This window comes from Rhodococcus sp. 14-2470-1b (assembly GCF_002259415.1).
Lineage (GTDB): Bacteria > Actinomycetota > Actinomycetes > Mycobacteriales > Mycobacteriaceae > Rhodococcoides.
In genome coordinates, this window is sequence record NZ_NPFY01000004.1 from 280,615 (window position 1) to 295,190 (window position 14,576).

Genomic DNA, 14,576 nt, shown 5'->3' on the forward strand with positions numbered 1-14,576 from the left:
AGCGTCACCCTGATCGACCTCGGCATACGCGGCCCGGGCGTTACCCGCCCGTCCCGCGGTGTCGATACGGCTCCACCCCTCCCACCGAACCACCGGCCCGTCGGCGTGCCGCAGGGTTCCTCCCCCGCTTGTCGCTTCTACGCGACCGGGGAACCACTTTCTTCTACGCTCTTATCGCACGACGTTGCGGGAGCTCTCGCACGTCCGAACCAAGGTGCACACGATGACGAAAGCCCTGAGCTCGACCCACGAGAAGATCGCCCGGTACGAACGCTGGCGGTTCCAGATCTTTGCGATCACCTGGATCGCCTACGCCGGTTTCTACTTCACCAGACAGGCGTTCTCGGTTGCCAAGCTGGGCATCCTCGAGGACCCGGTCCTGTCCGTTACCCTCACCAAGTCCACCCTCGCCAACCTCGACGCCGTGTACCTCGCTGCGTACGCGGCCGGCCAGTTCGTGTGGGGATCGGTCTCCGACCGGTACGGGCCGAGAATCGTCGTGCTCGGAGGTCTGGCCATCTCCGCTGTCGCTACGTTGTTCATGGGTCTGCTTCCCGCTCTGGTGTTCTTGCTGCCGCTCATGATCGTTCAAGGCCTGTCGCAATCCACGGGATGGTCGGGAACCTTGAAGAACATGTCGCAGTTCTTCTCCATCTCCGAACGTGGCCGCGTCCTGGGCTTGTGGAGCACCAACTATGCATTCGGCGGCCTCGTCGCCGCACCGGTCCTGGGATGGTTCGCCTACAGCCTCTTCGACAGCTGGCGAGTGGCGTTCACGACGGGTGCCGTCATAGTCGCCGCCGTCTTCGTGCTCGTGTTGGTGTTCCAACGAAACAGTCCGAGAGATGTGGGGCTGCCACCGATCGAGGACTATCACCCCAGTGCGGATATTGCCCCACTCGAGGCTGAATCCGCTGTTGCCGAACCCACGCGGTCCGTTCGTGAAACCTTCGCCGTGGTGATCAAGGACCGTATGGTGATGACGCTCGGCGCGGCCTACTTCCTGCTCAAACCCGCCCGCTACGCAATCCTGCTGTGGGGTCCGGTCATCGTCGCCGAACGCCTGCAGGGTGCGGACAACTTCGTCGCCATCACCGTACCGATCGCATTCGGCATCGCAGGCGTACTCGCACCCATTCTGATCGGCAGAATCTCCGACAAGGTCTTCAAAGCTCGCCGTATACCTGCGTGCGTACTGAGTCTCGTTGCCCTGACCGTGGTCCTGGCCCTGTTCACGCCGCTGACCGCCACGGGCAACGTCTGGATCATGGTGGCTGTGCTCGCAGTCATCGGATTGACCATCTACGGTGCCGACGCCATGATCTCGTGCGTGTCCGCGGTGGACTTCGGGACCTCGAAACATGCTGGTGCAGCGGCAGGCATCATCAACGGGTGCGGATCCATCGGTGCGATCTTCGGTGGGCTCCTGCCCGGTTACCTGGATACGACAACACTGTTCTACGGCTTCGCCGGCGCAGCGTTCTTGGCGATGCTGCTCCTGCTGCCGCACTGGAATCGCATGCCTGCGGCCGACTGAGTCAGCTACCGGAACTGTCGGGAGCGATCATCCGCGGGTCCACAGTCCGCGAGTTGACGATGCTGAACACCACTTGATCCGACCGATACCGATCGTCCGCGTACTCGAAAGCGATCCCGTGCTGGTCACGCGAGGTCCGACGCTCTCGGAGCAACGGACTACCCTCGGCGATCCCGAGGCTGTCGGCATCGACCGAATCGGCCGAGACCGCGTCGAGCACATGTGACATCGACTCGAAACGCACTCCCCGACCGGTGAGGTAATCGGTGATCGAGCCCGAGTCGGTCTCGAATTCGAACAGCAGTGAGCCGACGGCGTCGACGAAGACGCTTCTCTCGATCATCGTCGGTTCGCCGTCCAGGTACCGGACACGGACCACCTCGACGACGAAATCGTCGGGCTCGATTCCCAGCGCCGTGACGGCCGATGGAGATGCCCGACGACGCGACACTTCCAGGGTTTTGCTTCCCGCCTCGCGCCCCGTTCTCCTGGCCCATTGGGAGAACGGGGTGAAGGTGTCCAGGGTCTGTGCCGCATCGCTGGACCGCACCACCGCGGGACGACCTTGCGACAGTTGCACGAGGCCTTCGGCCGACAACGACGCCAATGCCTGACGAACCGGTCCTCGGGAGACCTCGTACTGGGCGCACAGTGCACTCTCGCTCGGTAAGGAATCTCCGACCGCGTATTCGCCGCTGGTGATGGCCGAACGGAGTTGCCGAGCAACGAACTCGTGCCGTGCCTCGGCCACGTCCGATCACCTCCCACAATGCTCGACCCGGTCCTCATCGTAATCTGCGCCCCGGGCCGCACCGGTACCCACACCGAAGCCGTCGATGTCGAACGCTGGGTGCTCTTGTTTCGCCGTGCAGGAGGGCAGGTGTGGTGCAGACTTCGTACCGGGTCGGTGAGGTGAAGGAGGGTACGCATCGTGGACGAGTCACGTCGGGAATTTTCTGGCCTGGGGCCGCGCGTATCCGATATCGACACCCACACCGCCTCGATCGGGATCACTCGTTTTCGGATCGCGGACGGACTCCTCGAGTGGGACGCCCGCGCCGGCGACATCTTCGCTGCGGGAGCCGATCCCCGGCCTCCGATCGACATCTGGCGCGATCGGGTACACCCCGACGATGCCCAACTACTGGTCGATCTGTACGGCGACGCCAGCAAGAACATCGGTGCCGAGTGCATCTACCGGATCGTTCTTCCCGACGGGAGTATCGGGCACGTCCTGACCCGCAGCGTGTCCATCGAGTACACGCCCGACGGCACTCCGGAGGTGCTGACCGGCGTGGTGTCGAGAGTGCACCCACACGAATCCACCCACCAGCTCAGCGCCGCCCTGGACAGCGTGTCGCTCGGTTTCGCGATCTTCGACACCGACCTGATCATCCGGTACGTGAACGCGCAGACAGAACACCACCTCGGTGCCCACCGGTCCGAGCTGCTGGGTCGACATCTACACGAGGCACTGCCCACGACGAGAGGCTCTTACTTCGACGACCTTCACCGCGACGCAGTCCGAACACGCGGAGAAGTCAAGGTCGAAGTGCCCTCACTGTTCATTCCCGGCACCATCATGGAGGTCACGGCCAATTACGTCGACGGAGTCGTCGCCGTAAGCTTTCGGGACATCACCGCCGCGACCGTCACGATGGACCACCTGCTCGGCGCCTACCGAGAGTTGCTGAGTGCGTCTCGACTGGACGACCTCACCGGCGTCCTCAACAGGGCCGCTCTGTTCGAGCGGATCGATCGCATCAGCACCGAGATCGGCGCCCCCGCAGCCGTGCTGTTCATCGACGTCGACGACTTCAAGACGATCAACGACACACACGGCCACCTCATCGGCGACCAGGTTCTGAGGATCACCGCAGCCCGACTCTCCGAGCACTGTGGCACCAACATCGTCCTGGGTCGAATAGGCGGCGACGAATTCGTCGTCGCGCTGTTCCCGGACACGGAACTCGGCAGCCACATCGACCCGGCCGACATCGCGGACTGCCTCCGCATCGCAGCGCGGGCACCGATTCAACTCATGAAGTGCACCATCACCATCGAACTGAGCATCGGCATCGCCCGCAACACCGGCCTCTCCACCCTCGAAGACCTGCTCACCCGAGCGGACATCGCGCTGTACGAAGCAAAAGCCGGAATACGCCACATCGACCGGCAGTGAATGCTCGCGATCATCGAACGGCCGGCTGTCCGAAAAGCGCGTATCTTCGAGATCGCCGAGGGTGCCGAAAGGACCCACTCGGCGGCAACGCACGACTCGGTGCAACCCGTTGGAGGAGCTGTGGGCAAGAAACCGGTTGCACGGTCCCTCTACCGTGACGGAGCCGGAAGCGTCGCGCTGATTGCAGGCATCGTTGCAGTTGTCTGCGCATTCGTCCCCTTCATCGGCGACTATCTCGCGATCCCCGCAGGCCTGGTAGCCGTCGTGTGCGGATGGGTCGGTCTCAGCCGCGCCGTCGACGGAACGGCCACCAACGGCCGCGAGGCAATGATCGGCGCCGCACTCGGCGGAACGGCGTTGTTCGTGGTGTTTCTGATGTTCGCAGCCTCGTACATGTAGCCGATCCACCAGCGCGGAGCCCTCCGAGCGGTCGGTGCCGGCTAGAACGCTGCGAGATTCTCTCGAAAGGTCGGCTTCGAATAACCGTCTCGGATCGCACCGCGGCGCCGGAGAGCGGGCGCGAGCCCGTCGCTGATCTCGGAGATCACCTTGCGAGTGACCGGAGACGCGATGAGGAATCCGTCGCCGCCCACGTAGTCCATCGCCTCGTCCATCTGTGCTGCAACGGATTCGGTGGTTCCCACGAGTTCGATGGACTCCACCGTCGGGTAGTTGGCGATGATCTCGCGCAGCGTCTTACCGGATTTCGCCATGTCCTCGAGGGTGCTCTTGTGCCCGTTGTACTTCGTCAGATCCGGTACCGGCGCGTCGATGTCGAATTGCGAGAAGTCGGTGCTCGAGAGGTAGGACATCGCAGCGAGCACTCCGTCGATGTTGTTCTTCTGCACTTCGCGCATTCTGTCCCGTTTGACTGCCGCTTCCTCGTCGGTGTCGGCCATGATCGGGCTGACCAGAAACAGCACCTTGACGTCGTCCGGTTTGCGACCGTAGTCGACGAGCCGCTTGCTGATGTCCTCGCGGTATTCACGCATCGCGTCGAGCCCACGCACGTTGGCGATGATCGTGTCGGCATGCTTGGCACCGAACGCGCGCCCCGCAGGCGAACCGCCCGCCTGGCAGATGACCGGCCGCCCCTGAGGCCCACGGGGCACGTTCAGGGGACCGCGCGAGGCATAGTACTTCCCTTCGAATCCCACCTTGTGAATTTTCTCGTGGTCGGCGAAGACCCCGGATTCGGCGTCGAGCACCAGGGCGTCCTCCTCCCACGAATCCCACAGCTGAGACACCACATCGATCCATTCGTCGGCCATCTCGTATCGAAGACCGTGTTCGATCTGCTTCGGCAAGCCGTAGTTCTGGGCAGCGCCGTCGGCACTTGCCGTCACCAGGTTGATGCCGATTCGGCCCTTGGTCACGTGATCCAGCGTCGCCATCAAGCGCGCAGCGAGAAAAGGCGGATAGAACGTCGTCGCGACGGTGGCAATGATTCCGATTCGCTCGGTTGCCTGGGCCATCAGAGGCACGAGCGGCATCGGATCGAATCGCACGGTGGTACCGCGCCGCACCGAACTCTCGAACGTTCCGCGATACACGTCGGACAGAACCGAGGAGTCCTCCAGCATGATGTAGTCGAAGCCCGCCCGTTCGAGACTGCGCGCTGCGTCGACGAACAGATCCGGTCGCCCAACGTCGGCAGCGACGTTGCCGGACCATGGTTGATTCCAGCCGTAGACACCGAATCCGGTTGTGAAGAACCACCCGAGATGCATCATGCGCCTGCTCCTCTTGTCGGTTCCTGTACGGGTTCGGTGTGATCGCGGGGCACAAGCACGTTCATCGAAGTCCTCTCGGGTTTCACGGACAGCGGTAACGCTGCGTGCGCACCAGCTTGATGGAATCGAATTAACGAACATGGCACAGGCGTAACTCACCGATTACGCCGTGCACTCGGCCTGCTCGGGGCCGTTGCGGACGCCGATAACGCCACAGAGAGGTAGATCACAATGGCGTTTAGAGGCTTCCGCAACGCTGTGACCAGGCATTTCACCTGGCGTAATACTTCGGTTACGCCTCGGGTCGCTTTCAGTAACGAGTCTGAAGAAAGCTCTGCGGTCAAGGCAGTAGATCTGCTGACGACGAACGGGTTGGAGGATCGTGATGAGTGGCACTGTGCGCGGTGCATACGCCGAGATCGACGCCCGGCACCTCGGCAAGAGTTTCCATCGCCGTGGGTCCGGCAAGGCTGCTGTGAACGACATCAGCATGAAAGTCACGTCTGCCTCGGCCATAGGAATCGTCGGTGAGTCCGGGTCGGGCAAGTCGACATTGGTCCGGATGATGTGCGGGCTGCTGGAACCCACCGATGGCAGTGTGGCGTACAACGGCGCAGCACTACCGGGCGTTCTGTCGACCCGAGGCGGACGCCGCGAATTCCGTTCTCGCATACAGTACGTCGCTCAGGACACGACGTCGTCGTTCGATCCGAGACGAACGCTTCGCGACGCGGTGCGCCTGCCTGCGCAGCGTTTGCTCGGTATGGACGCCACGGCGGCGAACGCGCGCGTCGACGAGACACTCGCGTCTCTCGAACTGGACCCGTCGATGGCAGATCGGTACCCCACCGAAGTCTCGGGAGGTCAGCGACAACGCTTCTCGATTGCCCGCGCCCTGGTGGTGAAACCGCGAATTCTGTTGTGCGACGAAGTGGTCTCCGCGCTCGACGTATCGGTCCAGGGAGCCATACTGAACATGCTCAAAAGTTATTGTGCAGCCGAGGACTGCGGACTCGTGTTCGTGTCGCATGGTTTGCCCGCCACAGCCTTCATCGCCGACGACATCGTCGTCATGCGCAGTGGCGTCATCGTCGAACAGGGCACTACCGACGACGTGGTCGAGCGGCCGCAGGATCCGTACACCGAGCAGTTGCTCGAGGCGTACCGAGGACTCGACGAAGTCGAGCAACTTGCCGTGGCAGCAGCCCGATGAACGCGCTGCAGAGTTTCGTCGGCCGCCAGCGTTGGTGGCTGGGGCGTGTGGCGGTGCTACCACTTCACCTGCTGGTGTTCGCAGTTGCAGCCTTCTTCCTGGTGCGAGCGATCCCCGGCGACCCTGCTCGTGAAGTTGTCGGACCTGAGGCCACCGAAGCGGACTATCTGGCAACCAAGGCCGAGTTGGGACTCGACGGAAGTCTGTGGAGCCAACTCCTGTCCTATCTGGGTGACCTGCTGCACTTCGATCTCGGGAACGCCATCATGACGGGTAGACCGGTGACCACCGACATCGCTGATCGCTTACCCGGCACGCTCGAACTGGCCGGCATCGCGTTCACTTTTCTCGTCGCGGTCACTCTGTTCTTGTCAGCCATTGTCGTGGCGTGGCCCGGGTCTCTTGCATCGCGCGCTGTGCGCGGGTACGCCCAGGCAGCGGGCGCGGTGCCCGAGTTCGTCGTGGGCGTCGTCGGAATCTTCCTGTTCTATGCGACGCTTCAGGTCGTCCCGGCCCCCTCGGGGCGGGTGCGACCCGGGCTGACCGAACCCGAGCCGATCACTTCGCTTCCCCTGCTCGACGCCGTCCTACGCGGCGACACCGTGGTGGTGTCCTCGATGGCCTCGCACCTGTTGTTACCCATCTCGGTTCTCGTGGTGTCGGTTACGCCGATTCTTCTCAAACAGCTTCTGACTGCCTTGGATTCGAGCCTGACTGCGGGCCCGACGTTGTTCAAGGTCGCCACTGGATCGGCGCGCAAGTACATCTACCTCAGTGCCTACCGACGGGCTCTCCCTCCGACGGTGTCGCTGTTCGGCATGGTCTTCGGTTCACTGCTGGGTGGTGCCGTGATTCTCGAGACGCTCTTCGGCCTCGGCGGAATGGGCACCTATGCCGTGGAGGCCGTTGCTGCAACGGATCTTATTGCTCTCCAGGGCTTCTTGTTGGTGGTAGCCGCGATCTCACTGATCGTGTTCCTGTGTGTAGACCTGATCAACATGCTGCTCGATCCTCGGCGCAAGCCGGGTCGACAAGGAGGTGGTTCCTAGATGGCAAGCGTCACGACTTCCGTACTCGAGACCCGAAAGACGAGGCGCGTCTCCCCCAAGACCCTCCTCCTGTTCGTGCCCGTCGCGCTCGTGCTTCTGGTAGCGCTGGTCGGACCGTGGATCGTTCCGTTCGATCCGACGAAAGTTGTCGGTGCACCGTCGCTTTCACCGAACTCGGAGTTTCTTCTCGGCACCGATTCCACGGGGCTCGACGTGTTCTCCCGCACCATCGCCGGAGCACGGATCGACGTCACCATTGCACTGTTCGTCACGATCGCATCGACGGTAGGTGGGATTCTCATCGGCCTCACGATCGGAATGAACGAGTCCGGCCATGGACTCGGCGGGTTCCTGGCGCGCGGGGCGGCCCGGTTCCTGGACCTCCTCGAAGCAGTACCCACCGTGATCGTCGCACTCGTCGTCGTCTCGTTCTTCGGCACTTCTTCGTTGACGATGATCTTCACCTTGTCGGTGATTCTCGCGCCGATTCAGGCAAGGCTGGTACGCACCGAGGTATTGCGCGTGCGAGGAGACGCGTACCTGGACGCAGCCAGGCAAGCCGGCTTGAGCGAGACCCAACTCGTCTTCCGGCACGTGCTTCCCAACTCGTCCGTCCCCGCGCTGCAGAACGCCTCCGTCGTCTTCGGTTTGACGATCATCCTCACCGCAGCTCTCGGCTTCCTCGGAGTCGGTCTCGCACCTCCCACACCGGAATGGGGATCGATGATCACTCGTGGCGCCGGCGATGCTGCCATCGGAAAGCTCTGGGCCGCGGGCGCACCCGCGTTCGCACTGTGCGCCACCGTCGCTTCCGTCGCCATCGTCGGCCGCCATCTCACGAAGGACGTCCGCCGCTCCCATTGACACGGCGGGAGCGCAGCCGGCGGAGTGACCCACCAACACACGGCGGGAGCGCAGCCGGCGGAGTGACCCACCAACACACGGACAGCGCTGTCCGAGCATGTGCACACCTCACCTTTTTTCACGGGCGTCGACGACTCGACACGGCACCCGTCGATCCCCCATGCATCGACCAAGGAGAACACCCGTAGTGAAACACTCCAATCGCCTCCCCATCGGGCTCAGGTGGTCCATCCCGCTTCTCGCCGGCGCACTCGCGCTGAGTGCATGTTCCGACGGTGGATCCGCGGGGTCCGACGCAGCGAGCACCGGCGAGATCATCGTCGTGACCCCTGACCAGGCGTCGAACGTCGTTCGTGACTACGCGTACACGGCGGGGACGGACAACCAGGACGTCACGAACAACATGCATGCGCAGCTCATCCGCAAACCGTACGTGGAAGAGGACGGCTCGGATGCTCTCGTGCAGGATTACTACAACTTCGAGCCGTACCTGGCCGAGAGTTACGACGTCAGCGAGGATCAACTCGTCTACACGTTCAAACTGAAGCAAGGTGTGTCGAGCCAGCAAGGCAACGAACTCGACGCCGACGACGTGCTGTGGTCCTTCGAGCGCAAGTTCGCTACCCCAGGCGGCGGTATGGCCGGTTACTTCAAGCCGATGCTGACCGACCCGGTCACTCAGATTCAGAAGGTCGACGACTACACGGTCAGTTTCACCGTGGAGAAAGCAGGCTACGGTCTGACGTTGCTGGCGAACCTCGCCGAGAACATCGGATCGATCTACGACAGCAACTACCTCATCGAGAACGCCACTCCCGACGATCCTTACGCCGTGCAGTGGGGTGCCGAGGACATGATGCGTGGCAATTTCGGCTACGGCGCTTACATGTTGGAGTCGGTGACGCCGGGCCAGGAAATCGTCATGAAGGCCAACCCGGACTTCGTACTCGGCGAGCCCGAAGTGAAACGGATGATTCGACGTGTGGTGGCCGATCCGGCGACCCGCGCCAACATGGTCACGCGCGGTGACGCCGACGTCGCACTCGCGCTGCGGTCCTCCGATCAGGCGTCCCTGGAGGAGAACGACGCAGTCACGGTGCCCACGACCACCTCGAACCAGTACCTGCTGTACGCGATGAACACCACTACCGCCCCGTTCGACGACGTACGGGTGCGCCAGGCCATGGCCTACGCGATCCCGTACGACAGGATCATGTCCGACGTGTTCTTCGACCGCGCGTACAAGTACACCCACGTGCTCGACGACAAAGCACCCAACTGGGACGGATCCGGTCTACCGCAGTACGAGGGTGATCCGGAACGCGCGAAGCAGATGCTCGCCGACGCCGGCATGCCGGACGGTTTCGCGTTCACGCTCAGCGTCAACAACCAGCTGCCCGCGGCGCAGGACACTGCAATCCAGATCCAGTCGTACGCCGCCGAAGCAGGAATCGATGTCACCATCTCCGAAGTTCCTGCGGCGCAGCTGAACGCAGAACAGCTCGATGGGAAGATCCAGGCCAGCCTTTCCATCGGCGCGTCGGTGACCATGACCCCGCCGTACTCGCTGCAGTTGCTCACTCAGCCGGGTGGTGGTTCGAACACCGCACTGTGGAACGATCCCGAATTCCTCGGTCTCGTCGATCAGGGACTGAATGCAGGCGATGCCTTGAGTCCGGAAGCCGGGGAGTACTGGAACGCAGCAGAGCTCCGTATGACGGAACAGGCACCGTACATCTTCATCGCTCGCGTGCGTCCGTCCGTGGCGCTCGAGGCCGGTATCGACGGCTTCGTTCAACGTACCGATTTCCGTATCGACTACTCGAACCTGAAGTTCTCCCAGTAATTTCACGCGTTCGGTCGGTGGTCATATACCGCTCACCGACCGAACTGCGTGCGAGAACGCAGAAGACGAACGGCGAAATCAGGCGGCTATCAACCGCGCGGTCTCTCGAAACATCCCCGCGGTGAAGTCGACTCACACACCGGAAGAAACGAACGGACTATGACAGACAACAGATTTCATCTCGGCTGGTTCGGCAGCTTCGTCCCGGCCGCCTGGAACACCGCCTTCGAAGGCACCGACAGCGAAGACTGGTTGAATGGAGACTTCTACGTCGATTTCGCCCGGACGCTCGAGCGAGCGTGTTTCGATTTCCTTCTGCTCGAGGACTCGTCGATGGTGTCGGACACCTACGGCGGTAGTTCGGAGGCAACGCTCCGCACTGGCGGCTGGGCACCGAAGGGTGACCCCATGGCTCTCGCACCGCTTCTGACGCGGGCAACAGAGCGATTGGGAATTTCGATCACGGCGTCCACCTCCTTCTATCCTCCTTACCTCCTGGCTCGGTCGATCGCATCGCTCGATCACCTGTCTTCGGGGCGAATTGCATGGAATGTCGTCACCTCCAGCGAGGATCGCGCCGCACAGAACTTCGGGATGGAGACGCTTCCCCCACACGACGAGCGGTACGCCCGGGCAGACGAATACGTCGGACTCGTCGAGCAACTCTGGGATTCCTGGGACGCCGACGCGGTGGTGATGGACCGCGCGACGTCCACCTACGTGGACCACACGAAGGTCCACACCGTCGATTTCAAGGGCAAGTACTACTCGTCCCGCGGCCCCCTCAACACGCTCCCGTCCCCTCAGGGCCGTCCGGTGATCACGCAGGCAGGCGGGTCCCCCGCCGGTCGCGATTTCGCGGCCAAGCACGCCGACATGATCATGGCCCTGCCGAAAGGGGTTCCGGCGATGAAGGAATATCGCGCCGACATCCGGAGGCGGATGGCCGAGTACGGACGCGACCCGGATTCGGCCAAAGTGATGTACGTCGTCTCGCCGATACTCGGCGAGACGCACCAGGACGCACTCGATCGCAAGGAACGCAAGGCCGAGGCGGTACGTGCCAATCCGATGGGTCCGCTCATCGGCTGGTCGGCGAGCATGGAGATCGACTTCTCCACATTCGATCTCGACAAGCCGCTTCCGGACGACGTCCACACCAACGGACATCAGTCGACGCTGGAGAACTTCCGTAAGTGGGCAGATGGACGCACGCTCCGTGAAGCGTGCGTCGCATACCGCACCGAATCCATGGAGCTGGTCGGCACTCCCGACGAGGTAGCCGAGCAGATGGGCCAGGCCATGGAGGAGATCGGCGGTGACGGATTCCTCATCTGGAGCCAGCCTCACAACCGGCGCTACATCGGCGAAATCGCCGACGGCCTGGTCCCTGCCCTGCAACGCAGAGGACTCATGCGTACCGAGTACGCAGGCGAGCACCTTCGCGATCATCTTCTCGAATTCTGACCCGACACGTCTCGATCACTGGAGAACAACATGACTGCCGACAAATTTCACCTGGGTTGGTTCCTCGGAGCCGGTTTCGGTGTCCAATCCTGGAACCAGCCGTGGTCCGGTACCGGTGCCACCGACTGGATGATGCCCGATCAGTACGTCGACCTTGCGCACTCGCTCGAACGCGCGTGTTTCGACTTCCTGATCATGGAGGATTCCGTACAGGTCTCCGACACCTACAAGGGGTCGATGGAGTACTACCTCGCGACGGCATCGGCTGCGCCCAAACATGATCCCGCTGCGCTTGCTGCGATCCTGTCGTACACCACCAAGCACCTCGGGATCGTACCGACGCTCACCACGACGTTCTACCACCCCTATACCGTCGCTCGATTGATGTCGACGCTCGATCACATCGCGGAAGGCCGCATCGGCTGGAACATCGTGACCGGCAGCAACACCCGTGCAGCCCAGAACTACGGCTTCGACATGCCCGAGCACGATCTTCGTTACGACATGGCCGACGAGTTCGTCGAACTGACTCGCAAGCTGTGGGACTCGTGGCAGGAGGGCGCCGTGGTGGCCGACACCGCGCCAGGTGGCATCTACGCCGACCACGAGAAAGTGAACCGGATCGACTTCGAGGGCAAGTTCTACAAGTCCCGAGGACCGCTCAACACCGTTCCCAGTCCGCAGCGACGCCCGGTGTTCCTGCAAGCCGGAGGCTCGGACAAGGGCAAGGAGTTCGCCGCCAAACACGCCGATGCCATCATCTCCAACCCTCACGGGACCGACAAGATGCGCCGCTACCGCGAGGACATTCGCCAAGGCGCCGCCGAAGCCGGGCGCAACCCCGACGACGTCAAGGTCATGTACCTGATCTCACCGATCCTGGGTGAGACCACTGCCGAGGCCAAGGCCAAGCAGCAGCGACGGCAGGACGCAGCATCGCGCAACATCGATGGCCTGCTGGCCGGCCGCTCGCATCTGTCCGGTATCGACCTCAGCCAGTTCGACCTCGATGCACCGTTACCTGCAGACCTCGAAAGCAACGGCCACCGAAGCAGTTTCGCCGAGTTCAAGGGAGACGGGACACAAACCCTGCGTGAGCGGATCACCAGCCACAGTGCAATCGACACGCTCGAATTCGTCGGCACCCCGGACGACGTCGCCGACATGATGGACGGCGTCATGCAGGAGGTCGGTGGCGACGGGTTCCTCATCGCCGGGGCGCCGATGAACCGCAGATACGTCGCCGAGATCACCGACGGGCTCGTCCCCGCACTCAAGCGTCGCGGGTTGACCCGTACCTCCTATGAGCACAAGCACTTCCGCGACAACCTTCGCGCATTCTGATCCGTCGATCCCGCAACGTAGAAAGAGGAAAAATGTTCCACTTGGGTTGGTTTCTGAGCTGGCAGGTGCAGTCGTGGAACCAGATGTGGTCGGGTGAAGGCGGTACCGAATGGAACCATCCCGAACTCTACATCGACATGACGCAGGCCCTCGAACGTGCAGGATTCGACTACATCATGTTCGAGGACGGCTCGTTCGTGCCGGACTCGTTCGGCGGGAACGCAAAGTGGTGGTTGGCCAACGCACGGTCGGTCCCGAAGCAAGATCCCCACTCCCTGCTCCCCATCCTGAGCCAGTTCACCGAGCACCTGGGACTCATCGGCACGATGACCACGTCGTTCCATCCGCCCTACATGGCAGCTCGCACGGCTGCGACGCTCGATCACCTCAGCCACGGCCGAGCAGGCATCAACCTCGTCACCTCGCACAACGTGCGCACCGCGCAGAATTTCGGGTTCGAGGAGATGTTCGAGCACGACCACCGGTACGAGATGGCGGACGAGTGGATCGATCTCGTCAAACAGCTGTGGGCGTCGTGGGAACCGGACTCGGTGCGCCTCGACCGCGAAGCCGGCGTGTTCGCAGATTTCGAGAAGGTCCACGCCATCGACTTCAAAGGCACGTATCACTCGTCTCGCGGACCACTGAACACCACACCGACGCCACAGGGCCGTCCGGTGATCTGCCAAGCCGGTGGCTCACCGGCGGGACGCGGATTCGCGGCCAAGCACGCCGAGACCATCTTGGCGCAGGTCGAGAGCGTCGAGGCGATGAAGACCTACCGTGACGACGTTCGCGCACGGATGGTCGCCGAGGGCAGAGATCCGGACTCGTGCAAGATCATGTTCATCGTCAGTCCGGTACTCGGTGAGACCCGACGTGAGGCCGAGGACAAGCACGAACGCATTCTCGCCGGATTCCGCAACGACATCGACGTCAACCTTGCCTCCATGTCCTATGCCAGCGGAATCGACTTCTCGAAGTTCGATCTGGACGCGCCGATCCCTTCGGTGGAGACCAACGCGGGTCGCGGCACGATGGCGTTGATCGGGGCGAACACCACCGGAATGACTCTGCGTGAGGCCGCCAGCTCGGACATCCGCAAATCGGTCGACCTGATCGGGACGGCCGACGCGGTGGCAGAGCAGATGGGTGAGATCGCAGCGGAAGTCGGCGGAGACGGATTCCTGATTGCCGGCAGTGTGCACCGCAGGTACATCAGCGAGATCACCGACGGTTTGGCGCCGGAGCTACGCAAACGAGGTTTGATCCGCGACGGGTACGCGCACGAATTGTTCCGCGACAACCTGATGGACTTCTGATCGACGCTGCAGGGGCGTA

General features: G+C 62.6%; 12 protein-coding genes. 10 read left to right on the forward strand and 2 right to left on the reverse strand.

Annotated features, from left to right (window positions below):
* Window positions 1-223 precede the first annotated feature (223 nt).
* On the forward strand, window positions 224-1,537 hold the full coding sequence (locus CH293_RS02670) for an MFS transporter (RefSeq protein ID WP_094719270.1): 1,314 nt from the start codon (window positions 224-226) through the stop codon (window positions 1,535-1,537).
* Window position 1,538: 1 nt separating this feature from the next.
* Here CH293_RS02670 and CH293_RS02675 read toward each other — a convergent pair whose 3' ends face one another.
* Entirely contained in the window at window positions 1,539-2,288 is a 750-nt protein-coding gene (locus tag CH293_RS02675) for a GntR family transcriptional regulator (protein WP_037113717.1), read from the reverse strand.
* Between the two features lie 180 nt (window positions 2,289-2,468).
* Here CH293_RS02675 and CH293_RS02680 point away from each other — a divergent pair, with 180 nt between their 5' ends.
* Window positions 2,469-3,719 carry a diguanylate cyclase gene (locus tag CH293_RS02680; protein WP_094719271.1) on the forward strand — a complete coding sequence of 417 codons (1,251 nt, stop codon included), beginning with the start codon at window positions 2,469-2,471 and terminating at the stop codon, window positions 3,717-3,719.
* A gap of 120 nt (window positions 3,720-3,839) precedes the next feature.
* Window positions 3,840-4,118, forward strand: a complete 279-nt coding sequence (locus CH293_RS02685) for a hypothetical protein (RefSeq protein ID WP_241483943.1) — start codon at window positions 3,840-3,842, stop codon at window positions 4,116-4,118.
* 41 nt (window positions 4,119-4,159) lie between these two features.
* Here CH293_RS02685 and CH293_RS02690 read toward each other — a convergent pair whose 3' ends face one another.
* Window positions 4,160-5,452, reverse strand: a complete 1,293-nt coding sequence (locus CH293_RS02690) for an NtaA/DmoA family FMN-dependent monooxygenase (protein ID WP_094719272.1) — start codon at window positions 5,450-5,452, stop codon at window positions 4,160-4,162.
* A 385-nt stretch (window positions 5,453-5,837) separates the two neighbouring features.
* Between CH293_RS02690 and CH293_RS02695 the strand changes: the two genes are divergently transcribed.
* The 7 genes from CH293_RS02695 to CH293_RS02725 all read left to right on the forward strand — a co-directional run bounded on the left by CH293_RS02695 (window position 5,838) and on the right by CH293_RS02725 (window position 14,557).
* Window positions 5,838-6,665: an ABC transporter ATP-binding protein gene (locus CH293_RS02695; RefSeq protein ID WP_037113727.1), complete on the forward strand. Its 828-nt coding sequence runs from the start codon at window positions 5,838-5,840 to the stop codon at window positions 6,663-6,665.
* Window positions 6,662-7,714, forward strand: a complete 1,053-nt coding sequence (locus CH293_RS02700) for an ABC transporter permease (RefSeq protein WP_094719273.1) — start codon at window positions 6,662-6,664, stop codon at window positions 7,712-7,714. The genes CH293_RS02695 and CH293_RS02700 overlap by 4 nt, the downstream gene beginning before the upstream one ends.
* Entirely contained in the window at window positions 7,715-8,578 is an 864-nt protein-coding gene (locus tag CH293_RS02705; protein ID WP_037113733.1) for an ABC transporter permease, read from the forward strand.
* 187 nt (window positions 8,579-8,765) lie between these two features.
* Window positions 8,766-10,424 carry an ABC transporter substrate-binding protein gene (locus CH293_RS02710; protein ID WP_052059576.1) on the forward strand — a complete coding sequence of 553 codons (1,659 nt, stop codon included), beginning with the start codon at window positions 8,766-8,768 and terminating at the stop codon, window positions 10,422-10,424.
* A gap of 159 nt (window positions 10,425-10,583) precedes the next feature.
* Window positions 10,584-11,891 carry an NtaA/DmoA family FMN-dependent monooxygenase gene (locus CH293_RS02715; protein ID WP_094719275.1) on the forward strand — a complete coding sequence of 436 codons (1,308 nt, stop codon included), beginning with the start codon at window positions 10,584-10,586 and terminating at the stop codon, window positions 11,889-11,891.
* A gap of 30 nt (window positions 11,892-11,921) precedes the next feature.
* The gene (locus tag CH293_RS02720) at window positions 11,922-13,235 is read left to right on the forward strand and encodes an NtaA/DmoA family FMN-dependent monooxygenase (RefSeq protein WP_037113738.1); all 1,314 of its coding nucleotides are present in this window, start codon (window positions 11,922-11,924) and stop codon (window positions 13,233-13,235) included.
* Window positions 13,236-13,267: 32 nt separating this feature from the next.
* A complete protein-coding gene (locus CH293_RS02725) occupies window positions 13,268-14,557 on the forward strand; it encodes an NtaA/DmoA family FMN-dependent monooxygenase (RefSeq protein WP_094719276.1) in 1,290 nt (429 codons plus the stop codon).
* The last annotated feature ends 19 nt before the right edge of the window (window positions 14,558-14,576 follow it).